Genomic DNA, 22,716 nt, shown 5'->3' with positions numbered 1-22,716 from the left:
GGCCGGGCGCCGGGCGGCCGGACGTTCCGGGCCGCGCGCATTCGAAAAGCCCACCCGATCACCCTTAAGAGTGAAGTGACCCGGCCGGTGTTGAGTCACACCCGCCCCGAAAGTAACTTCTAGTCCTGCAAACGGGAGTTACTCGACCGAGTTACTCGACCGAGTAACTCGACCAGGGGGGTCGACAGGGGTCGGGGAAAAGCGGCCGACCGGAATTCCCACCGGGAATTCGGTGGGCGCCGCCGGGGCTCCCGTGACTTCCGCAGACCGTTCGGTCGAGTCCACCGCGAAGGGGTGTGGAGCACATGGGGGCGGACGCACCGCTGGGCAGGACAGGGGGGCCGGGTCCGGTCGACGGCGCGCCGGGTGCGGACGGTGCGCTGGTGGAGGTGGCACGGGCGGCCGTGGCCGGCAGCAGGGCCCGGGGAGGCGGCGGCGACTGGACGGTCGCGGTCGAGGGCTCCTGGTGCACGGTCCGGCCGCCCGGCCGCGAACCCCCCGCCCAGGGCTGGGAGCTGCACGTCGGGGCGGCCTCCTCGGTGGCCTTCGAGGTGCTGTCCGCGGTCGCCGCGGCCGTCGCCGACGACCCGTGCCCGTTCGCCTTCGCCGCCGACCGGGGAATTCTGCACGGCATCAACGCGCACGACTGCGCAATGGAATCGTCCGGGAAATTCATCACCGTCCGTCCCGGCGGCGACGAACAATTCCGGCGGCTCGCCGCGGAACTCCACCTGGCCACCGCCGGAATGCCCGGACCGGTGATTCCCACCGCCCGGCCGTACCGGCCCGGCAGCCTGGTGCACTACCGCTACGGCGCGTCCGCGGCCCGACCGGTGCTCGGCAACGACGGCGTCTACCGTCCGGTGCTGCGCACCCCCGGCGGCGACCTGGTCGAGGACCGGCCCGGCCGCCGACCGCCCTGGGTGGCCGACCCCGTCGAGGGGGCGGGATCGGCCACCGGCGGCAGACCGGCGCCGGCCGGCGTCCGGGTGCCCGCCCAGCCCGGGCCCGGCGCCCGGCGCGGGGGCGGCGGGGGCCTGCTCGGCGGCCGTTGGGCCCGGGCCGGCGCGCTGCGGCACGACGCCGGGGGCGGGGTGTTCCTCGGCACCGACCGGGCCACCGGCGGGGAAGTGGTGGTCACCCAGGCCCGGGCCCACATCGAGGTCGACCGGACCGGCACCGACGCCCGCACCGAACTGCGCCGCCGGGCCGCCCTGCTCGACCGGCTCACCGGCAGCGGCCTCGCACCCCGGGTGCACGCCCTGCTCGAACGGCCGGACGCGCTGTTCCTGGTCCAGGAACGGCTCCCGGGCCGGCCCCTGGACGACTGGGTGGCCGACCGGCTGCGACCCGACGGCACCCCGGGCGTCCCGTGGACCGAGGCCGGCCCGCTCGCCCTCGCCCTGCTCGACCTGGTCGAACGGGCCCACCGGCACGGAGTCGCCCTGCCCGGCCTCGCCCCCGGCCACGTCCTGGTCGCCCCGGACGGCCGCCCCTGCCTGACCAGCCTGCGCGGCGCCGCCCCCGCCGCCATCGGCGCCGACGCACCCGACCTGTCCGCCCTCGGCGGGCTGTACTTCCTGCTCGCCACCGGCCACCTGCCGCCGCGACCGCCCGCCGGGTCGGCAGCCGAGCGGCAAGGGAGCGGGCTGACGGCCGGAGGCCGGGAGCCCGCCCCGACGGTCTTCCCGTCGCAGCCGCCCGACCGTCTCCTGGAGTTGGCCGCCCGCGCCGGCGGGACTGCCCGTCGGCTCGCTCCGCTGGTCCGCGGGCTGCGGTCCCCGGACGGCGGCCGGTGCTGGGGCCCGGCGCGGGTCCGGGCCGCCCTGGCTGCCGAGCCTTCGCCCGTGCCTGCCGCGCCGGTCGTCCCGCCCTCGTTGGACCGGCTGCTGCACGACGGGCTGCGCCACCTCGCCCACTGCGCCGCCCCGCACCGTTCCGACCGGCTGTGGCCGACCGGCCCCGAGGGGCTGCGGACCGATCCGTGCAACGTCCAGCACGGTGCGGCCGGTGTGCTGGCCCTGCTCGCCCGGGCGGCGGGCACCGCGCCGTTGCCCGTTCCCGCCCGTGACCGGGCCCGGGCCACCGCTGCGGTGGCTGCCGCCTGGGTCGAGCGCCGGTGCGCCGCCGAACCGGTCGTCCTGCCCGGCCTGTACTACGGCCGTTCCGGTACCGCCTGGGCCCTGTTCGACGCGGCTGCCGCCCTCGGCGACCCCGGTCTGGCCGAGCGGGCGGCCGGGCTCGCGGCCCGGGTTCCGCTCGGCTGCCCCGCTCCCGGTCTCGCCCACGGGGCGGCCGGCGCGGGACTCGTCCAGTTGCGTGCGCACCGTGCCACCGGGGCCCGGCTGTTCCTCGACCGGACGGCCCGCTGCGTGCGCGAGCTGCTGGCCGCCGCCCAGGACGGGCCGGGCGGGACGCTCTGGCCGGTGCCGGCGGACTTCGACTCCGCGACGGCCGGTACGGCCCGGCTCGGCCATGCCGACGGGGTCGCCGGGATCGGCGCCTTCCTGCTCGCCGCCGCCACCGTCCTGGCCGCCGACGGGCGTACCGGGCACGCCGCCACCGCCCGGGCGGCCCGGGCCGGGGCGGACCGGGCCGCCCGCACCCTGGCCGCCACCGTCCGCCGGGACGGGGCGGCCGCCCGCTGGCCCCGCCACCCCGACGACCCCGGCCACGTCCGGCTGGCCCACGGCTGCGAGGGAGCGGCGGGCGTCGGCGCCTTCCTGCTCCGGTACTGGCGGGCCACCGGCGACGAATCGGCCCGCGACCTCGCGCTGGCCGCCGGACAAGCCGTCCTGGACGACCGCTGGCACTGCGGCACCGGCGCCTGCCACGGCCTGGCCGGGGACGGCGAGTACCTGCTCGACCTGGCCGGGGCCACCGGTCGCGGCCGCTTCCGGCAGGGCGCCCACCGGCTCGCCGCCCTGATCGCCGCCCGCGCCGCCCTCCGGCACGGCCTGCTGCTCCTCCCGGACGCCGGCGGCACCGGTTGGGCCACCGGCACGGCCGGCCCGCTCGCCTTCCTGCTGCGGCTGCGCCACGGCGGCCCCCGCCTGTGGTCGCTCCCGGAGGAGTGAGCCTCCCGAAAGCATCTGAAAAGCCCCCGAAGAGCACCCTCCCCTCCTTCGCCGAAAGGTTCCCGATGAGCACGCAGACCGTGCACCTCGCGTTGCGGCGGTTCGGCTTCACTTTCGCCGGTGACGGCTCGCACGCCGCGTGCCTCGCCGCCGGGGCCGACGGCGGGTGGTACCCGGAGAGTTGGCGGCTGCCCGGGGACGGTCCGGCCGTGCCGACCGGGCTGGCGTCGGCGGAGGGCCTGCGGTCGCAGGTGCTGGCGCTGCCGGACGGGCGGGTGCTGGTGTGCCGGCCGGACGGGCCGGACGGGGAGGGGCACGCGGTGGTGCTGCTGGCGGCCGGGGAGCCGGAGGTGCTGCTGGCGTCGGTGCGGCTGCCGGCGTTGCGGCTGCTCGCGCTGCCGGAAGCGACGGCGACGACGGCATCGGCATCGGCATCGGCGGAGCCGGTCGCGGTGCTGCTGGGGACGGACGGCCGGCCGGTGACCTCGGTGTGGCTGCTGGCCGCGGACGGGTCCGCGCCGCGGGCGGTCGCGGAGCTGCCGGGGCTGTGCGGCGGCGGGGTGTGGCTGGACGCGGCGGGGCGGCTGCTGGCGCTGGACCGGCTGGCCGGGGGGCGGCTGAAGACGGTCGTGCTGGATCTCGAACTGGGCGTCACCACACCGCTGTTGGAGTTGGGCGAGGAGAGCAACGACCGGCTGGTGCTGTTCGACCCGGCGTCGGGTTTCGGGATGCTGCGCAGCGACGCCCCGGGCGTGGACCGGCTCGGTTGGGCGCTGATCGGCGGTGCGGAGCCGGTGCGGTTCCCGGACTGCCTGCACCAGCCGGGGCGGCTGCTGCGGCCGGTCGCGGCGGCGCCGGGCCGGGGGCCGGGCGAGGAGCCGCAGGTGGTGCTGCAGGTGGACCACGGTGCGGCGTCCGCGCTGGTGCTGTGGCGGGCGGGCGAGCGGCGGCTGCGGCCGCTGCCGGTGCCGCCGGGGCGGTGGGGCGGGGTCGGGCACTGGTCGGCGGCGGGTCTGCGGATGCCGTACTCGGCGCCGGACCGCCCGGCCGCGCTGGCCACCCTGGACGTCGCGGCGCTGCTGGCCGCCGAGCCGCTCGCGGGGAGCGCCCCGATGGCGCTGCCGCTGGCCCTGGCTCCGCTCAACGGCGGTGCGCCGCAGGCGGGTTCGGGTACCGCGGCGGCGGGGGCGGAGCCGGTGGGCTGGCGGTTGGACGGGTCGGCCGGGCCCGGGGACGGCGGCCGGTGGCGGGCGGCCCAGTGCCTGGAGCTGGCGGGTCCGGCCGGTCCGGTCGAGGCGGTGGTGTACGGCGGCGAGTCGTGGCTGTCGGCGCCGCACCTGGTGCTGGCCCTGCACGGCGGTCCGGCGGACGCCTGGCGGTTGGAGTTCGATCCGGCGCTGCAGCGGATCGCCGCGGACGGCACGGCGGTGCTGGCCCCGAACCAGCGCGGCTCGACGGGGTACGGCCCGCAGTACGCGGCGGCGGTCAACGGCGCGTGGGGCGGCCCGGACCTGGAGGACGTGCTGGCGCTGCTGGAGGGCGTGGCGGGGCAGCGGGCGGCGCTGGGGTTGGAGCCGCCGGCGCTGTTCGGGGTGAGTTACGGGGCGTTCCTGGCGCTGCTGGCGGCGGCGCACGCCCCGGCGGGGTCGGTGGCCCGGTGCGCGGTGGTGGCGCCGTTCCTGTCCGGCCGCCGGCTGCTGGCGGAGGCGGGTGCGCCGGTCCGGGCGCTGACCGCCCGGCTGGGCGGCGACCTGGAGGTCGCCGACGCCAGGGGTCCGCGCGACGTCCTGCGGGTGGCTCCGCTGCTGTCGGCGCCGCTGCTGGTGGTGCACGGCGACCGGGACGAGGTGGTGCCGGTGGGCCAGTCCCGGGCGCTGCGGCACGAGTTGCTGCGGCTGGGGCGGTTGGAGGGTGTCGACTTCCGGTACGTGGAGGTGGCCGGGGCGGGGCACGAGCTGCTCGCCGAGGAGGGTTCGGCGGTGCTGCACGAGTTGTTGGCGGCCTTCCTGCGCACCGGCCGTCCGGCCTGAGCGTTCCTCTTCCTCTCCTCTTCTCTTCCTCCGGGGGTTCTCGTGCGCGGTTCGACGGTGGCGACAGTGGCGTCGGCGGCGCCGGTGCTGACGGGCGGTCCGGCCCGGTTCGGCGGGCCCGGTCCGGCGGTGGCGGTGGTGGCGCCGGGGTTGGGGGCGGCGGTGAAGCTGGCGCTGCCGGGCGTGGCGGGCGGGGTGCTGACGGACCGTCCGGAGTGGTGGGCGGTCGGCGGGGCGGCGGTGCTGGTCGCGCTGGGTGCGGGGGCCGCGGCGTTGGGGCGGCGGCACGGCAGGCGGCCGGGGGCGGGGACGGCGCTGGCCGCTTCGGGGGTGCGGTGCTGGGGCTGGGGGTGCTGTCGCCGTGGCTGGCGGGGGCGTTCTTCGTCGGGGTGCTGCCGGGGCTGGTGCTGGTGCGGCTGTTCGTGCGGGCGGCGGCACTGGCGGGGCCGTTCGACCTGCGGGTTCCGGTGCGGACGGCGGGGCAGGCGGTGCTGCTGCTGGCGGCCGTCGAGCTGACCGTGCTGGGGACGGCGGGGCAGTTGGCGGCGGCGGGGCGGCTCCCGGTCGGCGGGTTCGCGGCGGCCGCGGGGTGGGCGGCGCTGGCGGTGGACGCCCTGCGGGCCCCGGGCGGTTCCCGGGTTTCCTGATTTCCCGGCCGATCGGAGGTTCTCCGCGCGGTGGCGGGGGGTTTCGGTAGGCTCCGTATCCGATTCGGCCGTTGTCGTGGCCCCGTACGGGTCGCCGCGAGGGCGGCCGGTTGTCTGCTGCCCGGGTTCCGTCGGCAGCGTTGACCGCAGTCCGCAATCTTTCGCACGGAGAAGACTGACCTGATGTCCGAGTCCATCGACGACACCACCGAGCACGACCACCGCGCGCCCGGCGCCGACGAGACCGCCGACGGCGGGGCGCACGGTCGGCACCGGGGCGGCACCGCCAACGACGACGCGCCGGAGGCGGACCCGCACGGCCGCCACCGCCGCTGACGGCCTGCCGTCCGGAGGAGACCAGCACCGCACCGCCGACGCCCCCGGTTCCCGTCACCGTCCTGACGGGAACCGGGGGCGTCGCCCGTCCGGCCCGGGACGGTTTCAGTCCGTCAGCAGGACGGTGCGCAGCGCCTCGCCGGCCCGCATCTGGGCGACCGCCTCGTTGACGCGCTCCAGCGGCAGGCGGTGGGTGATCATGCCGGCCAGGTCGAGCCGTCCGGCGCGCCAGAGGGTGACGGCCAGGTCGGCGGTGCGGCGGACGTCGCCGCCGCCGTACATCGAGGGCAGCAGGCGCTTCTCGTTGAAGAAGAGTTCGCCCATGCTGAAGGAGACCTGGTCGTCCTTGGCGCCGGCGCCGATCACCACGACCGCGCCGCCGCGGCGGGCCGCGTCGTAGCCGGCCCGGACGGTGGCGGCGCGGCCGACGGCCTCGAAGACGTGGTCGTAGCCGCCGGCGGGCAGGGTGCGGGCGGCGGCCTTGAGCTCCTCGGGGGCGATGGCCTCGGTGGCGCCGAAGCCGAGGGCCCGCTCGCGCCGGGAGGCGACCGGGTCGACCACGGTGATCCGGGCGGCGCCGCTGATCCGGGCGCCCTGGACGGCGGCGATGCCGACGCCGCCCGCGCCGATCACCGCGACCGTCGAACCGGCTTCCACCTTCGCGGTGTTGACGACGGCGCCGAGCCCGGTGGTGACGCCGCAGCCGATCAGCGCGGCGAGTTCGTAGGGCAGGTCGGCGGGGACGGGGAGCAGGCTGTCGGCGGCGACGACGAGTTCCTCGGCGAAGGCGCCGGTGCTGTAGAAGCCGTACGCGTCGGTGCCGTCGGCGAGCCGGAAGGTCGGGGTGGCGAGCCGGCGGAGCGAGGCGACGCACAGGTGGCTGCGGCCGGCCCGGCAGGCGGGGCAGTGGCCGCACGGGGGCATCCAGCAGAGCACCACCCGGTCGCCGGGGGCCAGGCCGGACACGCCCTCGCCGACCTCGACGACCTCGCCGGCGCCCTCGTGGCCGGGTACGAACGGGGCGGGCTGCGGCAGCACCCCGGTCATCGCGGACAGGTCGGAGTGGCAGAGGCTGGCGGCCCGGATCCGGACCCGGACCCGGCCCGGTCCGAAGCCGACCGCTTCGACGTCGTCGCGGACGTCCAGGGTGTCCTGTCCGGTCTCTCGCAGGATCGCTGCGCGCACGGGCTGCTCCCGGGGTCGGTCGCCGCCGGGCGGCGGCGGTGCTTCGGGGGACGCGTCGGGGTGCGTCCGCCCGCTGGCCGCCCTCTGTATAGCGCACGGGCGCGCCACGGCGCACGGGCGCGGCGGCGGTCCGGCGGTGGGCGCGGCGGTGGGCGAAGCCGTGGCCCGGTGGTGGGCGAAGCCGTGGCCCGGCGGCGGGTCGGCAGCGGGTCGGGGACGGGCCCCGGGGCACCGGGCCGAAACCGCTTCCGCCCGGTGTCCCGGGTGTGGCATGATCCGCCGCCGTGTCGCTCACCGAACCCCCCGCCCCGGCCACCGGGGCGCAAGCCGCCGTCCCCGCCCAGGCCGCCGTCCCCGCGCAGGAAGCCGGCTCCCCCGCCACCGGGAGGTGCCCCGACTGCGGGGCACCGCTGCCCCCGCCGGGGCGGTTCCCGCTCTGGTGCGCGTCCTGCGAGTGGAACCTGCTGCCGCCGGAGCCGTCGACGGCGGGCCTGCCGGGCCGGGCCCGGCGGCGGGCCGAGCGGGCGGCGCGGCGCACCGCGCGGGAGCGGCAGGCGGTCCGGGAGCGCACCGAGCAGGTGTTCCGGCTGGTCGCGGCGGACGGTTCGGAGCTGCGGCACGGCTCGGCGGTGGCGGCGTTCCTGCTCGCGGGGGCGGTGCACCTGGTGTCGCTGGCGGTGCTGCTGGCGGGCGTGGCGCTGCTGGCGGGGTGGCCGGCGCCGAGCTGGCCGGCCCGGGCGCTGGGTGCGTTCGCGCTGGTGCTGGCGTTCCTGCTGCGCCCCCGGCTGGGGCGGCCGCAGCGCGAGGGGGCGCTGTCGCGCGAGGCCGCGCCGGAGCTGTACGGGCTGGTCGACGCGGTGGCGGCGGAGCTGGGCGCGCCGCCGGTGCACTCGATCGTGGTGACGGGGCAGTTCAACGCCTCGTTCGGTTCCTACGGGCTGCGCCGCCACCGGCAGTTGGAGATCGGGCTGCCGCTGTGGACGGTGCTCGGCCGGCAGCAGCGGGTCGCGCTGCTCGGGCACGAGCTCGGGCACGACGTGAACCAGGACAGCCGGCGCGGCCTGTGGACGGGGGCCGCGGTGAACGCGCTGGTCGAGTGGGAGCGGCTGACCCGGCCCTCGCGCGACAACGAGGACTACAACAACCCGCTGACGGCCGTGGCCTCGTCGGCCGCCAACCTGGTGCTGGGCGTGGTCAACCTGGGGGTGCGGGCGGTGGCCGGGCTGATGTACCGCCTGCACCTGCGGGACGGGCAGGCCGCCGAGTACCGGGCCGACCGGATGGCGGCCCGGCTGACCTCCGCCCGGGACGCCCAGGGCATGCTGCGGGCGCAGTTCCACGCACCGACCCTGGAGACGGTGCTGGTCCGGCAGCGGGCGCTGGCCCGGCCCCGGCCGGGGGTGCCGGCGCCCGGCCTGTGGGAGGCGCTGGCGGAGGCCGCCGGGTCGGTGCCGGCGAGCGAGGAGGAGCGCCGGGTCCGGGTGTCCGAGCGGGAGGTGTCGGCGAGCGACTCCTCGCACCCGCCGACCTACCTGCGGCTGCGGATGCTGGACGCCGCTACCCCGGCGGACCGGCCGCCGGTGGTGCTGGACGCCGGGCGGGCCGGGGTGATCGAGGCGGAGCTCGCGGGGAGCCGGGTGCGGATCGCCGCCGAGCTGCTCTGAGACCGGTTCCTACCATCCAGTAGGGTCCTGAGTCAGTCACCCCCCGGCCCGGCAGGAGCGCCCGATGACCGACCCCACCCCCGCCGCCCCGTCCGCCCAGGCGCCGGACACCCGGGCTTCGGACGCCCAGGCGCCGTCCGCCCAGGCGCCGGACGCACAGGTGCTGGCCGCGTTCCGGGCCGCCACCGGTTTCATGCCGGAGGACGAGGGCCTGGCGCTGTACGCGGCGGCGCTCGACGCGGCCGGGCGCACCGGGCTGCCGCTGCTGGAGATCGGCACCTACTGCGGGCGTTCGGCGATCCTGCTGGCGGACGCCGCCCGCCGGACCGGGACGGTCGCGCTGACCGTCGACCACCACCGCGGCTCGGAGGAGCAGCAGCCGGGCTGGGAGTACCACGACCCGTCGCTGGTCGACCCGGAGGTCGGCCTGATGGACACCCTGCCGCGCTTCCGCCGCACCTTGCACGCGGCCGGCCTGGAGCAGCACGTGATCGCGCTGGTCGGCCGGTCTCCGCAGGTCGCGGCGGTGTGGCGGGGCCCGCTGTCCCTGGTGTTCGTGGACGGCGGGCACACCGACGAGCACGCCACCGGCGACTACGAGGGCTGGGTGCCGCACCTGGCCGCGGACGGCCTGCTGGTGGTGCACGACGTGTTCCCCGACCCGGCGGACGGCGGCCAGGCCCCCTACCGGGTGTACCTGCGGGCGCTCGCGGAGGGCTTCGAGGAGCTGTCGGTGACGGGTTCGCTGCGGGTGCTGCGCCGTCCGGCCGGGGCGGCCGGCTGACCGTCCGCCAGGGCCGTCCCCCGCCGCGTCCCGACCTCGTCCCGGTTCCGTCCCGACCTCGTCCCGGCCCTGTCCGGACCTCGTCCCGGCTGCGGATTTCCGGCCCGGGACGGGAACGATCACCGCTGCTGGGGCGTCGTCCCCACCACGACGCGTTGCCGATCCGCCGTGACCGGCCCCACCGGCGGCCGGTACGGTGTCGGCGGCAGACGACGAACGATCCGTTCGGGGAGCGGCCCGTTCGGAGCACGGCACCGGCCACCGGTGCGGGACCGGTTCAGTGGGGGCGAGGACAGGGCATGACGGAACAGGGCGGCACCGCGAGGGCGGTCTGGGACCCGACCGCGAACAACGGCGCGGGCGGCTGGGTCCGCCGCCCGGTGGCGGACGACCCGGCCGCGGCGGGCCCGCCCACCACCGCGATCCCGCTGCCGCCGATCCCGGCCGCGCCCGTCCCCCCGCCCGCCGCCCAGCAGCCGCCGCAGGCCGAACCGCCGCCGCAGCAGCAAGCCCCGCAGGCCCAGCCGCAGGCGCCCGCGCCGCAGCAGCAGTTCCCGCCCGGTCCGCCGCCGCAGACCTTCGGCGGGCAGCCCCAACCCCCGTACCAGCAGCAGCAGTTCCCGCCCGGTCCGCCGCCGCAGCAACAGCAGCAGTTCCCGCCGCAGCAGCAGGGCTTCACCCCGCCCCCGGCCGGCGGTCCCTCCTTCGGTGGGAACCAGAGCTTCGGCGGGCAGCCCTTCGGCGGGCCCCCGCAGCAGTTCACCCCGCCGCCGCCCGCCGGCGGCCCCTCCTACGGCGGGCCCTCGTACGGCGGGAACCAGACGTTCGGCGGGCAGCCGCAGCCGCAGTTCGGCGGCTACCAGGAGCCGCAGTTCGACTACCAGGACGATCCGCGCCGCCGCCGCACCCCGCTGCTGATCGGTGCCGCCGCGGTGCTGGTGCTGGTGATCGGCGGGGCCGTGGTGTGGGCGGTGCAGAACAGCGGTTCGACCGACGGCCCGGCGGCGAAGGACGCCAACCCGACCGCCGTGCAGCCGGGTTCGAACAGCGTGGGGTCGGGCGGCGGCAGCCAGGACGGTTCGCCCGCGGCCTCCGCGGCCCCGTCCAGGTCCGCCTCCCCGTCGGCGTCGGCCTCCGGTTCGCCGTCGGCGGGCCCGCAGGCGCAGGCCCAGGCGCAGGCGCTGGACGCGCTGCTGAGCGAGGGCGAGAACGCGAAGGCCCCGATCGGCAACGCGGTGGCGAAGGTGCGCAGCTGCCCGGTGAAGGCGGAGGTGGACAGCGCCGCGAAGGTGTTCGACGCGGGCGCCGCGCAGCGCGACTCGCTGCTGGCCGAGCTGGCCGCGCTGAAGACCGACAGCCTGCCGGGCGGCGACGCCGCGGTGGCCGCGCTGAAGACCGCCTGGCAGACCTCGGCGGACATCGACCGGGCCTACGCGGCCTGGGCGCGCACCGTCTCCGACAAGGGCTGCGCCAACAACCAGGTCCCCAGCACCGCGGACCTGGTCCGCGCCAACGACCTCAACCCGAAGGCCACCCAGGCCAAGCAGGACTTCGCCGCGAAGTGGAAACCGATCGCCCAGGCGTACGGGCTGACGCCCCGTACGGGGGACAGGATCTGAGGAACACGTGACTGGCCGTACCGCCCCGCACCACGACGAACCCGACCACCGGGAGCCGTACGCCCCGGACGGCGGCCCGGCCGCGCGCTGGCGGCCGGCCGCGAAGGCGGCGGCGGTGGTGCTGCCGGTCTGCCTGATCGGCTGGCTGGGGTGGCAGGCGGTGGCCAACAGTTCCCGGGACGTCTCCGGGCACGCCTCCGCCACGCACTCGCCGCGCTACGCGGAGGGCGACCGGGTGGACGCCGACCAGGCGGCCGGGTCCCCGGCCGCGCCGGACGCCGGGGCGCCCGCGCAGTCCGCGGCGGCGGCCCCGCCCGCTTCCGCCGCCGGGGCCCCGGCGGCCCCGGCGGAGGGCGCGCCGCGGCCGCTGGACGGCCGGACGGTGCTGCTCGATCCGGGGCACAACCCGGGCAACGCGAAGCACGCCACCGAGATCAACCGCAAGGTGGACATCGGCAACAGCCGCAAGGAGTGCGACACCACCGGCACCGAGACCAACGCCGGCTACCCGGAGGCCGAGTTCACCCTGGACGTGGTGCACCGGGCCCGGCAGATCCTCCAGGACCGGGGCGCGAAGGTGGTGCTCACCCAGGACGGCGACCGCCCCTGGGGCCCGTGCATCGACGAGCGCGCCGGGATCGGCAACGACGCGAAGGCCGACGCGGCGGTGTCGGTGCACGGGGACGGCGCACCGTCCTCCGGCTCCGGCTTCCACGTGATCGTGCCGGGCCGGGTGGTCGACGGCGCGGCCGACACCGCCCCGATCGTCGACCCGTCGCACCGGCTGGGCGTGCTGCTGCGCGACGCCTTCAAGGCGGGCACCGGCGAGCCGTACGCGAGCTACATCGGCAAGGAGGGCCTGGACACCCGCACCGACCTCGGCGGACTCAACCTCTCGAAGGTACCGAAGGTCTTCATCGAGTGCGGCAACATGCGCAACTCGGGCGACGCCGGGCGGATGTCCGACCCGCAGTGGCGCCAGCTCGCCGCGCAGTCCCTCGCCGACGCCCTGACCAGCTATCTCACCGGGTGAGCCACCGCGCCCGCCCACCGTCCCACCCCTGCACCACCCTGCTTTCCGGCGCTCTCCTTCGGTACCGATTCGGTGCGGATCCCGAGGGCGCCGTGCACGCGGCGTCACGTTGGCTCTAGGCTTTTGCCCCGTCGTACCGACCCGGTACCACGGGGGCCCGGTCAACCGCCCGCCGACCACGACTACACCAATGAGGGGAACGTCAGTGAATCTGCGCGCTCTCACCAGGGGAGACGCCGCCGTCGCCGGTGCGGCCGTATTGCTCCTGATTTCGTCCTTCCTGCCCTACCGGAGCCTGGACTGCGGGTCGTTCTGCCGCGGCAGCAGCGCTTCGGCCAACGCCTGGGAGTCGGGCTTCTTCCCGGTGCTCCCGTCGGTCTTCCTGCTGGGCATCATCGGGGCCGTGCTGATCCTGCTGTTCCGCTTCCAGAAGGCGACGCTGGGCAACAAGGAGATCATCGGCCTGCGGCTGGACCAGTGGGGCACCGCCGCCGTCGTGATCGCCCTGTGGGGCGCGCTGTGGTCGCTGGGCGGCAACACCGACACGGGCGTGAGCACCATCAGCTTCGGCATCGGGGCGGGCGCCTGGCTGGGCCTGGTCTCGCTGCTGGCGATGGCCGCCGCCGTGATCGCCGGCCCGCTGGTGCCCGCCCTGCAGGCCCCGCTGGCCGGTCCGGCCGGCCCGGGCGCCGGTGCTCCGCAGCAGTTCCCGCCGTACGGCGCCCAGCAGCAGCCGGGCGCGCCCGGCGCGTACGGGTACCCGGGCGGCCAGCAGCAGCCGCCGTTCCCCGGCCAGCAGCAGCAGCCCGAGCAGCAGGGCGCGGCCGCCCCGTTCGGCCAGCAGGCCCCGCAGCAGGCGCAGGGCGGCTACGGCTACCCGCAGCCCGTCCAGCAGCAGCAGGCCGCCCCGGCTCCGGCCGCCGCGCAGGCCGCCCCGGCGCCGACCGCGGTGCAGCCCGCGATCCAGGACCAGGTCCCGGCGCAGGCCGCGGCCCCGTTCGCCCCGTTCTGGTTCGCCGTCCCGGCGGTCCGCCAGCTCGGCAACAAGGACAACCCGGCCGCCCCGCCGGTCGGCGAGCTCGTCCCCGGCACCTGGTACCTGGCCGTCGACCAGCGCGGCACCGCCCTGGTCGCCCAGCTCCCGGACGGCACCCACGGCGTCCTGAGCGACACCAACGGCATCCAGCGCGGCTGACACCCGCCCGCCCCGGAGGCACGCGCAGCGTGCATCCGGGGGCGCGGGGAACTGCGCGCAGCGGAAGGCATCCGCCCGAAAGGTCCGCCCGGCGAGGGAACTCCCCTCCCCGGGCGGACCTTTCCGCACGTACGGCCCCGGCCCGCCGCCGGAGCGCCCAGGCGCTGCCCGGCCGATCCTGCCGGGCAGGGCCTAGGTGTTCTGACCACGGAGGTTGGTGACAGGGGTCACGGCGTGGTGATCTTGAAATGAGTGAGGGCCTTCTGGCTCGGTGTGGATTGCGACATCTACCCGGCGACCAGAAAGGCCCTCATGCCGCACTCTAATGCACCGCTGACCGAGACCGGCCGCCTGCGTCTGGCCCGGTGCGTGGTCGAGGACGGCTGGCCGCTTCGCCGGGCCGCCGAGCGCTTCCAGGTCTCGCCGACCACGGCCAAGCGCTGGGCCGACCGCTACCGCGCCCTCGGAGAGGCCGGCATGAGCGACCTTTCCAGCCGCCCGCACCACAGCCCGCGCCGGACCCCGACCCGTACCGAGCGGCGCATCATCAAGGTCCGCGTCCTGCGAAGATGGGGACCAGCCCGCATCGCCTACCTGCTGCGGTTGAACCCGGCCACCGTGCACCGCGTGCTGACCCGCTACCGGCTTGCCCGCCTGAACCACCTCGACCGGGCAACCGGCCGAGTGATCCGACGCTACGAGCACCACGCGCCGGGCGAGTTGGTCCACGTCGACATCAAAAAGCTCGGCAACATCCCCGACGGCGGAGGCCACAAGACCCTCGGACGCGCGGCCGGGCGCAAGACCCGTGCCGGGGCCGGCTACAGCTACCTGCACAACGCCGTCGACGACCACTCCCGCCTGGCCTACAGCGAGATCCTGCCCGACGAGCGCAAGGACACCGCCGCCGCGTTCTGGACCCGAGCACACGAGTTCTTCGCCCAGGCCGGCATCACTGTCCGGCGCGTCCTGACCGACAACGGCTCCTGCTACAAGTCCCACCCCTGGCGCAACGCCCTGGCCCGGACCGGGACCACCCACAAGCGCACCCGGCCCTACCGGCCCCAGACCAACGGCAAGGTCGAACGCTTCAACCGCACCCTGCTCGACGAATGGGCCTACGCCAAGCCCTACCGCACCGAACAGGAACGCCGAGACGCCTACCCCGCCTGGCTCCACACCTACAATCACCACCGCGGACACACCGCACTCGCAGGCCAACCACCCGCCAGCCGCGTCCCCAACCTCACAGGACAGAACACCTAGGGCCCGTCTTCAAACCCCCGTCGCAACCCTGCGGCGTCTGGTGCGTGCTCTCGGCGTGCCGGGTGGAAGGCCTCGTACTGGATGTACTTGGCCTTTCGCCCGGTGCGGCGAGAGGGCGTGCCAGGCGTCGTGGGGCAGGCGGGGGTTTGAAGACGGGCCCTAGCAGCAGTCGTTGACCGTCAGCCCCGCCGGCAGGTGCTCGCCGCCGAAGACGCTGACGGTGGCGTGGTCGCCGCCGAGGGCGGCGACGGCGAGCAGCAGGGCGCCGGCGGTCCAGGTGGTGCGTTCCTCGGGCCAGATGGCGCGGTCCTCGTAGACGTAGCCGGTCCAGTAGGAGCCGTCCTCGTGCCGCAGGTGCTGGATCCAGCGGAGGATCTCGACGGCCCGGTCGGACTGTCCGGCGGCCCACAGGGCGAGGGCGAGTTCGGCGCTCTCGCCGCCGGTGACCCAGGGGCGGTCGCTGACGCAGCGGACGCCGAGGCCGGGGACGACGAAGCGGTCCCAGTCGGCGGCGAGCCGGCGGGTGGCGTCCTCGCCGCGCAGGGCGGTGCCGAGGACGGGGTAGTACCAGTCCATGGAGTAGCGGTCCTTGTCGAGGAACCGCTCGGGGTGGCGGGCGACGGCGTGCTGGAGGAGGCCGGCGGCGAGTTCCCAGTCGGGTTGCGGCCGGTCGAGGTGGTCGGCGACGGCGAGTCCGCAGCGCAGGGCGTGCAGGATCGAGCAGGAGCCGGTGAGCAGCGCCTCGGTGGCGGCGGTGCCGTCCTCGTCCTGGCGCCAGGCGATGGCGCCGCCGGGGAGGCTGAGCCGGACGGTGTGGTCGAGGGCGCGGCTGACGGTGGGCCAGATCCGTTCCAGGAAGCGGTCGTCGCCGGTGGACAGGTGGTGGTGCCAGGCGCCGACGGCGACGTACGCGCAGAAGTTGGTCTCGCGGGCGAGGTCGGTGGCGGTGCCGTCGGCGGTGCCGGGCTGTCCGTAGGCGTAGGCGGCGTACCAGGAGCCGTCGGGGTTCTGCCGGTCGGTGAGCCACTGGTAGGCGGCTTCGGCGGCGGCGTGCTCGCCGGCGGTGTCGAGGGCCATGGCGGCCTCGGTGTGGTCCCAGGGGTCGAGGTGGCCGCCGTGGAACCAGGGGATCGCGCCGTCGGGCTGCTGGTGCGCGAGGATCGAGCGCACGGTGTCGGCGGCCTGGGCGGCGTCCAGGACGCCGTCCAGCAGCAGGGCGGCGGGGACGGCGGCGGTCACGCGCCGGCCCCGGGCCCGTACGGCTCGCCGGCCTTGCGGGGCTCGTCGGCCTTGCGGGGCTCGTCGGCCTTGCGGGGCTTGCTGGCGTAGACCACGAAGGACTTGCCGAGCAGCGGGTTGAGGGCCTTCTCGGCGGCCTTGGTGAGGGTGGAGACGACGGGGGTGCCGACGATGTCCCAGACCAGCAGCTGGTGGTAGGCGCGCACCGGCAGCGCCTTGTCGTTGTCGACGCCGACCGCGCACTTGATCCACCAGTACGGGGAGTGCAGGGCGTGCGCGTGGTGGCTGCCGTACGGGGTGAGACCGGCCTCGCGGACCTTGCCGACGAGTTCGTCGCCCTTGTAGATCCGGATGTGGCCGCCCTCGACCTCGTGGTACTCGTCGGACAGCGCCCAGCAGATCTTCTCGGGCAGGTAGCGGGGCACGGTGACGGCGAGCAGGCCGCCGGGCTTGAGGACCCGGACCATCTCGGCGAGGACGCCCTTGTCGTCGGGGATGTGCTCCATCACCTCGGAGATGATGATCTTGTCGAAGGTGTCGTCGTCGAACGGCAGGTTCAGCGCGTCGCCCTCCATGGCGGTGGCGCTGGCCCCGGCGGGGGCCTCGCCGGCCTCCTCCATGGCGGCGAACCACTTGCGGACCTCGGCGATCTCCTCGGCGTTCCGGTCCAGGGCGACCACGTTGGCGCCGCGCCGGTAGCACTCGAACGCGTGCCGGCCGCCGCCGCAGCCCAGGTCGAGCACCCGGTCGCCGGGGGCGAGCGGGAAGCGGGAGAAGTCGACGGTCAGCACTGCGGGGCTCCCATTCACGAAGGGGGTGGTACCAGGGGGTTGACGGACCGTCAGCCGACGTAGCGCCAGCCGGGGCCGGAACGGGCGGGGGCGCCGGCGCCGGTGGCGATCGCGGCCCGGTAGCGCTCGACGGTGAGTTCGGCGGCCCGGGCCCAGGTGAACCGGGCCAGCACCCGCTCGCGCCCGGCGGCGCCGAGCCGTTCGCGCAGCGCGGGGTCGTCCAGCAGCCGGCCGAGCGCGGCGGCCAGCGCGCCCGGGTCGCCGGGCGGCACCGCCAGGCAGGTCTCGCCGTCCGGTCCGGCCACCTCGGGGATGGCGCCGCCGGTGGTGGCGACCAGCGGGGTGGCGGTGGCCATCGCCTCGGCGGCGGGCAGCGAGAAGCCCTCGTACAGCGAGGGGACGCAGGCGGCCTCGGCGGAGCGGTACAGGTCGACGAGCGCGGCGTCGCTCAGGCCGGTGCGGAACTCGATGTGCTCCTCCAGCCCGAAGCGGCGCACCGCCTCGGTGACCGGCCCGTCCTCCTTCTGCGGCTTGCCGACCACCACCAGGTGCGCGTCGCGTTCGGTGCGGACCTTGGCGAGCGCCTCGACCAGGTGCACCAGGCCCTTGAGCGGGACGTCGGCGCTGGAGGTGGTGACGATCCGGCCCGGGACGCGGGCGACCGCGTCGGACGGCGACCACAGCCGGGTGTCGGCGCCGATCGGGACGACCGAGACGGCGCCGGGCGCGGCGCCGAGCTGCTCGGCGATCTCGGCCTTCGAGCTCTCCGAGACGGTGATGACGTGCGGCAGCCGGGCGGCGACCCGGCGCTGCATCCGGGTGAAGGCGTACCAGCGGCGCTTGCCGAGCCGCTCCAGCCGGGTGCGGGCCGCGGCGAGCTCCAACTGCCGGTCCACGGTGACCGGGTGGTGCACGGTGGTGACCAGCGGGAAGCCGTGCCGGGCCAGGCCGAGCAGGCCGTAGCCGAGGGTCTGGTTGTCGTGCACGACGTCGTAGCGGCCCTTGTGCCGGGCCAGGAAGGCGCGGGCGCGCAGCGAGAAGGTCAGCGGCTCGGGGAAGCCGCCGGTGCGCATCACCGCGTACTCCAGCAGGTCCACCGGGCCGCGGAACTCGCCGGCCGCGGGGGTGCGGAACGGGTCGTCGGCGCGGTACAGGTCGAGGCTGGGCAGTTCGACCAGCCGGACGCTGCCGGGGCCCTCGACCCGGTCGAGCACCGGGTACGGCTGGGCGCCGATCACGTCGACGTGGTGGCCGAGCCGGGCCAGTTCGCGCGACAGGTGGCGCACGTACACGCCCTGGCCGCCGCAGAACGGGTCGCCGCGGTAGGACAGCAGGGCGATCCGCAGCGGCGGGTGCGACACAGCGGTCATCCCCAGTCCCCATTCCTCGCTACTCACCGGGACCGGCGACGGAGAAGGCCGCCGACCGGTAAAGTAGATCACGTTTCACAGCGGTGCGGGCTCGTCGTTGGAGAAAGTGAACAACGAGGGACCTCGAAGATTACCGGCCCGTAGCTTGTCGTCAGGAGCCCCGGCGGGTGATTCGCACCACGCCGCGATCCCGCCCCGCGACCCCGCCCCTGGAGTGCCCGTGACCGCCACCGCCGCCGACGGGCCGCTGACGCCGCGCCAGGTCGAGCGCCGCCGGGGCATCCTGCGGTCGGCCACCGCGCTGGCCGCCCGGGGCGGCTACGAGGCGGTGCAGATGCGCGAGGTCGCCGAGGGCGCGCAGGTCGCGCTCGGCACCCTGTACCGCTACTTCCCGTCCAAGGTGCACCTGTTGGTCGCGGTGATGCGCGAACAGCTGGAACGCCTGCGCGAGCAGGTCCGCCGCCGTCCGCCGACCGGGCCGGACCCGGCCTCCCGGGTCGCCGAGGCGCTGACCGCCGCCTTCCACGCGCTGCAGCGCGAACCCCGGCTGGCCGAGGCCATGGTGCGGGCGCTGTCCTTCGCGGACCGCTCGGTCGGCAGCGAGGTGGACGAGGTCGCCCAGGCCACCGGCGCGATCGTGCTGGCCGCCGCCCGGCTGCCCGGCCCGCCCACCGCCGACCAGCAGGCGGCGCTGCGGGTGGTCGGCCACACCTGGCACGCCACCCTGCTGGTGTGGCTGTCCGGCCGGGCCTCGCTGGCCGAGGTCCGGGCCGACCTGCACACCGCCGCCCGGCTGCTGACCCTGGCCGGGCCCGCCCCCGCGGCCCCTCCCGCCCCGGCAGAACTGCAACCCGTTCCACCACCTGCCGCCGGTGCGGCCCCGGCCGAGGGCTAGAGTCTTGGGGGCGCGGCCCGGCCCCACCGGCCGGCCGCCGACAACTTCATCCGCCTCCGAGGCCGGGGGAAGCCGGTGCGATTCCGGCACTGACCCGCAACCGTGAGCCGCCCCCGCCACCGGGGCGCGGCGCAGTCGGACTGCCCGGCCGGAGGCGAGCGGCCCTCCTCCGTCGTGGGTCTACGGGCGGAACCGGGACAGGTCCCGGCCCGCTGCGACCGCTCACCGAAAGGCTTCCCCCACATGCTGACCGCTGCCCGCCTGGGCGCCGCCGCGCTGACCGGCGCCCTGCTCGCCGGTACCGCCGCCCCCGCGCTCGCCGACACCGCCACGCCCGCGGCTCCGTCCACGGCCCCCGCCTCCGCTCCTTCCACCGGTCCTTCGGCCGCTGCGGCGTCCGGCTCGGCCACCCCCTCCGGCTCGCCGTCCACCTCCTCGGGCGTGCCCGCCGGGCTGTACGGCAAGGGCGACCCGCAGTACGACGGGGTGTGGCGGCAGTCGCTGGCGCTGATAGCCCTCCAGCAGGAGAAGGTCGAACCCGCCGACGCCGCCGTGCAGTGGCTGCTCGACCAGCAGTGCGAGGACGGCGGCTGGCCGTCCTACCGGGCCGCCGGCACCCCGTGCACCCCCGCCACCGAGGACACCAACGCCACCTCGCTGGCCGTCCAGGCCCTCACCGCGCTCGGCGGCCACCAGCAGCCCGTCACCCGCGCCACCGACTGGCTGCGCGCGCACCAGAACCCGGACGGCAGCTGGGCGTACAACCCGGGCTCGCCCGGCGACGCCAACTCCACCGCCGTGGTGCTGAACGGCCTGCTCGCGGTCGGCCTCGACCCGGCCGGCGTCGCCGTCGACGGCCACACCGGCTGGGACGGCCTGGCCACCTTCCAGCTCGGCTGCGCGACCCCCGCCGACCAGCGCGGCGCCTTCCTCTACCAGCCCGCCGCGGGCGTCCCGGCCGCCCCCGACACCATCGCCTCCGCGCAGTCCCTGCTCGCCGCCGCCGGCGGCCACCTCCCGGTCACCGCCACCGACCGCAAGGACGGCCCGCCCAAGGCCCCGGCCTGCGACGGCGCCCAGACCCCCGGACCGCTCGCGCACGCCGACTCCGCCGAGGCCGACGCCGCCTGGCTGACCGGCCGCCTCGCCGCCGACGGCCAGCGCCTGCTCGCCAAGACCCCCGGCGCGGACACCGCCACCCCCGACTACAACTCCACCGCCTGGACGGTCCTCGGCCTGGTCGCCGCCGGCCACCCCGCCGAGGCCGTCGAAGCCGCCGACTGGCTGGCCGGCAACGCCTACCCGTGGGCCGCCCAGGGCAAGAACGGCACCGACCCGGCCGCCACCGCCACCCTGGTGCTGACCGCCCGCGCCGCCAAGCTCGACCCGTACAACTTCGGCGGCGCCAACCTGGTCCAGCTGCTCGCCGACTCCGGCCCCAAGCCGAAGACCGGCCCCGCCGGCGGCGACCCGCAGGCCACTCGCGCCCCCGGCTCCGCGATCACCGAGCCCGACGAGAACAGCGGCTTCTCGGCCGGCTGGCTGATCGGCGTCGGCCTCCTGGTCGGCGTCGGCGCCGGCCTGCTGCTCAGCCTCAACCGCCGCCACAAGAACGCCGCGCCCGCCCCCGCCCCCGAGACCGGCGCCGAGACCGGCGCCGGCACCTCCGACACCGGCACCTCCGACACCGACGCGGACGGCCGCCCGGAGCAGGACCGATGACCGGCCGGACCTCCCTCCCCCGCACCCGCCCCGCCGCGCTCCTCCTCACCCTCCTCACCCTCCTCGCCGCGTGCGCAACGCTCCTCGGCCCCGCCGCCGGAGCCTCCGCCGCCGCCGACTACCGCTACTGGTCGTTCTGGAAGGGCGGCGCCGACGGCTGGGCCTACCAGCAGGTCGGGCCGGCCGGGAACGTGCCGGCGGACGGGGCGGTGGACGGCTGGCGGTTCGTGCTGAGCCCGGACGGCGGCCAGGACGCGCCCCGGCCCGGCCCGGCCGCCGACTTCGCGGCGATCTGCCGGGGCACCGCCCCCAGCGGCGGCCACAAGCGGGTCGCCGTGGTGCTGGACTTCGGCACCGCGCAGGACGCCCCCGGCGGCGAGCAGCCGCCCGCCGCCCGCACCTCGTGCGCCTCGGTGCCGACGGCGGCGAACTCCGCCGAGGTGCTGGCCGCGGTCGCCGCGCCGCTGCGCTACGACTCCGGCGCGCTGCTGTGCGCGATCGCGGGCTACCCGCACGCGGGCTGCGGCGACCAGGTCGCGGCGGGCTCGAACTCCGGTGCCAAGGGCGGCGGTTCGGACGGCGGCCCGTCCCTCGGCCTGCTCGCCGGGGCCGGTGCGGTGGTCCTGCTGGGTGCGGGCGCGGTCTGGCAGGCCCGTCGCCGCCGCACCCGCTGAGCATGTCCGTCCACCGTCTGCACCGGGCGGCCGCCGACCCCGTCGCGGGCGGCGGCCGCCCGGCCGCCGCGCACAGCCGGGCGCTGCCGCGGCAGTTGCACCCGGGCGCGTGGTGGCTGTGGTCGCTGGGCCTGGCCGCGGCGGCCAGCCGGACCACCAACCCGCTGCTCCTGCTGCTGATCCTGGCGGTGGCGGGCTACGTGGTCGCGGCCCGCCGCAGCGACGCGCCCTGGTCGCGCTCGTACGCGGCGTTCCTGCGGCTGGGCCTGCTGGTGCTGGCCGCCCGGATGGTGTTCGCGGTGCTGCTGGGCTCCCCGGTCGGCGGCACCCACGTCCTGTTCACGCTGCCCCAACTCCCGTTGCCCGCCTGGGCGCAGGGCGTCCGGCTGGGTGGCGCGGTGACGCTGGAGGGGGTGCTGTTCGCGCTGTACGAGGGGCTGCGGCTGGCGGTCCTGCTGGCCTGCGTCGGGGCGGCGAACGCGCTGGCCTCGCCGTCCCGGCTGCTGCGTTCGCTGCCGGGTGCGCTGTACGAGGCGGGCGTGGCGGCGGTGGTGGCGATGACCTTCGCGCCGAACCTGGTCGCGGACGTCCGGCGGCTGCGCGCGGCGCGCCGGCTGCGCGGGCGCTCCGACCGGGGGGTGCGGGCGGTGCTGTCGGTCGGACTGCCGGTGCTGGAGGGTGCGTTGGATCGTTCGGTGGCGCTGGCGGCGGCGATGGACACCCGCGGTTTCGGCCGGACCGCCGAGGTGCCGCGCCGGGTGGTGCGCGCCGCCGGGGCGGCGACCCTGGCGGGGCTGCTGGCGGTGTGCGCCGCGACGTACGGGCTGCTCGCCGCGGGCCGTCACCCGTGGGCGCTGCCGGTGCTGCTGGCGGGCGCGGCCGCGGCCGGCACCGGCCTCGCGCTGGGCGGGCGGCGCTCCGTCCGGACCCGCTACCGGCCCGACCCGTGGGCGCTCCCGGAGTGGCTGACGGCCGCCTCGGGGGCGCTGGTCGCGGCCGCCCTGGTCTGGTACGCAGGCCGCTGGCCGCTGGCCCTGGCGCCGAGCGTCGTCCCGCCGGCCGCGCCCGCCCTGCCACTGCTGCCCGCGCTGGCCGCGCTGGTCGGCCTGCTGCCCGCCTTCGTCACCCCCGAGCCGCCCCGGAGCACCCGGTGACCGCCCGCACCCGCACCCCCGTCCGTCCCGCCCGC

18 protein-coding genes are annotated in these 22,716 nt (G+C 76.8%); 14 read left to right on the top strand and 4 right to left on the bottom strand.

The genetic code is table 11. The annotated features are described in order from the left end of the window. Positions 1 to 404 precede the first annotated feature (404 nt). The 4 genes from lanL (at position 405) to EDD39_RS39545 (ending at position 6,090) form a co-directional block, all read left to right on the top strand. The gene (gene lanL / locus EDD39_RS13910; RefSeq protein WP_148089437.1) at positions 405 to 3,077 is read left to right on the top strand and encodes a class IV lanthionine synthetase LanL; all 2,673 of its coding nucleotides are present in this window, start codon (positions 405 to 407) and stop codon (positions 3,075 to 3,077) included. 65 nt (positions 3,078 to 3,142) lie between these two features. Next, entirely contained in the window at positions 3,143 to 5,107 is a 1,965-nt protein-coding gene (locus tag EDD39_RS13905; RefSeq protein ID WP_123555987.1) for an alpha/beta hydrolase family protein, read from the top strand. A gap of 335 nt (positions 5,108 to 5,442) precedes the next feature. Further along, a complete protein-coding gene (locus EDD39_RS13900) occupies positions 5,443 to 5,754 on the top strand; it encodes a hypothetical protein (RefSeq protein ID WP_123555985.1) in 312 nt (103 codons plus the stop codon). Positions 5,755 to 5,937: 183 nt separating this feature from the next. After that, positions 5,938 to 6,090, top strand: a complete 153-nt coding sequence (locus tag EDD39_RS39545; RefSeq protein WP_157852415.1) for a hypothetical protein — start codon at positions 5,938 to 5,940, stop codon at positions 6,088 to 6,090. Positions 6,091 to 6,195: 105 nt separating this feature from the next. On the opposite strand, the gene EDD39_RS13895 is transcribed toward EDD39_RS39545, so the two are convergent. Then, positions 6,196 to 7,275 carry an alcohol dehydrogenase catalytic domain-containing protein gene (locus EDD39_RS13895; protein WP_123555984.1) on the bottom strand — a complete coding sequence of 360 codons (1,080 nt, stop codon included), beginning with the start codon at positions 7,273 to 7,275 and terminating at the stop codon, positions 6,196 to 6,198. Positions 7,276 to 7,559: 284 nt separating this feature from the next. Between EDD39_RS13895 and EDD39_RS13890 the strand changes: the two genes are divergently transcribed. The 6 genes from EDD39_RS13890 to EDD39_RS13865 all read left to right on the top strand — a co-directional run bounded on the left by EDD39_RS13890 (position 7,560) and on the right by EDD39_RS13865 (position 14,836). Continuing rightward, positions 7,560 to 8,939 carry a M48 family metalloprotease gene (locus EDD39_RS13890; protein WP_123555982.1) on the top strand — a complete coding sequence of 460 codons (1,380 nt, stop codon included), beginning with the start codon at positions 7,560 to 7,562 and terminating at the stop codon, positions 8,937 to 8,939. Between the two features lie 193 nt (positions 8,940 to 9,132). Then, positions 9,133 to 9,723: a class I SAM-dependent methyltransferase gene (locus EDD39_RS13885; RefSeq protein WP_244257194.1), complete on the top strand. Its 591-nt coding sequence runs from the start codon at positions 9,133 to 9,135 to the stop codon at positions 9,721 to 9,723. A 299-nt stretch (positions 9,724 to 10,022) separates the two neighbouring features. Beyond that, positions 10,023 to 11,342: a hypothetical protein gene (locus EDD39_RS13880; protein WP_123555981.1), complete on the top strand. Its 1,320-nt coding sequence runs from the start codon at positions 10,023 to 10,025 to the stop codon at positions 11,340 to 11,342. Between the two features lie 7 nt (positions 11,343 to 11,349). After that, positions 11,350 to 12,375: an N-acetylmuramoyl-L-alanine amidase gene (locus EDD39_RS13875; RefSeq protein ID WP_123555979.1), complete on the top strand. Its 1,026-nt coding sequence runs from the start codon at positions 11,350 to 11,352 to the stop codon at positions 12,373 to 12,375. A 205-nt stretch (positions 12,376 to 12,580) separates the two neighbouring features. Then, on the top strand, positions 12,581 to 13,570 hold the full coding sequence (locus EDD39_RS13870) for a hypothetical protein (RefSeq protein WP_208765496.1): 990 nt from the start codon (positions 12,581 to 12,583) through the stop codon (positions 13,568 to 13,570). A gap of 312 nt (positions 13,571 to 13,882) precedes the next feature. Then, complete coding sequence (locus EDD39_RS13865; protein WP_123555975.1) at positions 13,883 to 14,836, top strand: IS481 family transposase; 954 nt, start codon at positions 13,883 to 13,885, stop codon at positions 14,834 to 14,836. Positions 14,837 to 14,995: 159 nt separating this feature from the next. Here the strand turns inward: EDD39_RS13865 and EDD39_RS13860 are convergent, their stop codons facing one another. From EDD39_RS13860 to EDD39_RS13850, 3 genes are read right to left on the bottom strand one after another with little or no spacing between them, the layout of a single operon-like run. Continuing rightward, complete coding sequence (locus EDD39_RS13860) at positions 14,996 to 16,075, bottom strand: prenyltransferase/squalene oxidase repeat-containing protein (protein ID WP_123555973.1); 1,080 nt, start codon at positions 16,073 to 16,075, stop codon at positions 14,996 to 14,998. Next, the gene (locus EDD39_RS13855) at positions 16,072 to 16,866 is read right to left on the bottom strand and encodes a class I SAM-dependent methyltransferase (protein WP_341869326.1); all 795 of its coding nucleotides are present in this window, start codon (positions 16,864 to 16,866) and stop codon (positions 16,072 to 16,074) included. Before EDD39_RS13855 ends, EDD39_RS13860 begins: the two co-directional genes overlap by 4 nt. A 50-nt stretch (positions 16,867 to 16,916) precedes the next feature. Next, positions 16,917 to 18,236 (bottom strand): glycosyltransferase family 4 protein, encoded by a 1,320-nt coding sequence (locus EDD39_RS13850; RefSeq protein WP_123555971.1) that lies wholly within the window; start codon positions 18,234 to 18,236, stop codon positions 16,917 to 16,919. 220 nt (positions 18,237 to 18,456) lie between these two features. Between EDD39_RS13850 and EDD39_RS13845 the strand changes: the two genes are divergently transcribed. From EDD39_RS13845 to EDD39_RS13830, 4 genes are all read left to right on the top strand, one after another. After that, positions 18,457 to 19,131 carry a TetR family transcriptional regulator gene (locus EDD39_RS13845; RefSeq protein WP_244256711.1) on the top strand — a complete coding sequence of 225 codons (675 nt, stop codon included), beginning with the start codon at positions 18,457 to 18,459 and terminating at the stop codon, positions 19,129 to 19,131. A gap of 243 nt (positions 19,132 to 19,374) precedes the next feature. Further along, positions 19,375 to 20,853, top strand: a complete 1,479-nt coding sequence (locus tag EDD39_RS42050) for an SCO2321 family membrane protein (RefSeq protein ID WP_123555967.1) — start codon at positions 19,375 to 19,377, stop codon at positions 20,851 to 20,853. Further along, on the top strand, positions 20,850 to 21,527 hold the full coding sequence (locus EDD39_RS13835; RefSeq protein WP_123555965.1) for an SCO2322 family protein: 678 nt from the start codon (positions 20,850 to 20,852) through the stop codon (positions 21,525 to 21,527). Before EDD39_RS42050 ends, EDD39_RS13835 begins: the two co-directional genes overlap by 4 nt. Before the next feature lie 2 nt (positions 21,528 to 21,529). Beyond that, the gene (locus EDD39_RS13830; protein WP_244256710.1) at positions 21,530 to 22,681 is read left to right on the top strand and encodes an energy-coupling factor transporter transmembrane component T; all 1,152 of its coding nucleotides are present in this window, start codon (positions 21,530 to 21,532) and stop codon (positions 22,679 to 22,681) included. Positions 22,682 to 22,716 lie beyond the last annotated feature (35 nt).

Origin of the sequence: Kitasatospora cineracea (genome assembly GCF_003751605.1) — a bacterium.
Lineage (GTDB): Bacteria > Actinomycetota > Actinomycetes > Streptomycetales > Streptomycetaceae > Kitasatospora > Kitasatospora cineracea.
This window is presented reverse-complemented; position numbering and strand designations above follow the sequence as displayed.

Bases quoted from the DNA above. Each gene is read 5' to 3' on its own strand.
- EDD39_RS42050 (WP_123555967.1), top strand. From the start codon at position 19,375: ATGCTGACCGCTGCCCGCCTGGGCGCCGCCGCGCTGACCGGCGCCCTG.
- EDD39_RS13830 (WP_244256710.1), top strand. From the start codon at position 21,530: ATGTCCGTCCACCGTCTGCACCGGGCGGCCGCCGACCCCGTCGCGGGC.
- EDD39_RS39545 (WP_157852415.1), top strand. From the start codon at position 5,938: ATGTCCGAGTCCATCGACGACACCACCGAGCACGACCACCGCGCGCCC.
- EDD39_RS13850 (WP_123555971.1), bottom strand. From the start codon at position 18,236: ATGACCGCTGTGTCGCACCCGCCGCTGCGGATCGCCCTGCTGTCCTAC.
- EDD39_RS13885 (WP_244257194.1), top strand. From the start codon at position 9,133: ATGCCGGAGGACGAGGGCCTGGCGCTGTACGCGGCGGCGCTCGACGCG.
- EDD39_RS13905 (WP_123555987.1), top strand. From the start codon at position 3,143: ATGAGCACGCAGACCGTGCACCTCGCGTTGCGGCGGTTCGGCTTCACT.
- EDD39_RS13880 (WP_123555981.1), top strand. From the start codon at position 10,023: ATGACGGAACAGGGCGGCACCGCGAGGGCGGTCTGGGACCCGACCGCG.
- EDD39_RS13865 (WP_123555975.1), top strand. From the start codon at position 13,883: ATGCCGCACTCTAATGCACCGCTGACCGAGACCGGCCGCCTGCGTCTG.
- EDD39_RS13835 (WP_123555965.1), top strand. From the start codon at position 20,850: ATGACCGGCCGGACCTCCCTCCCCCGCACCCGCCCCGCCGCGCTCCTC.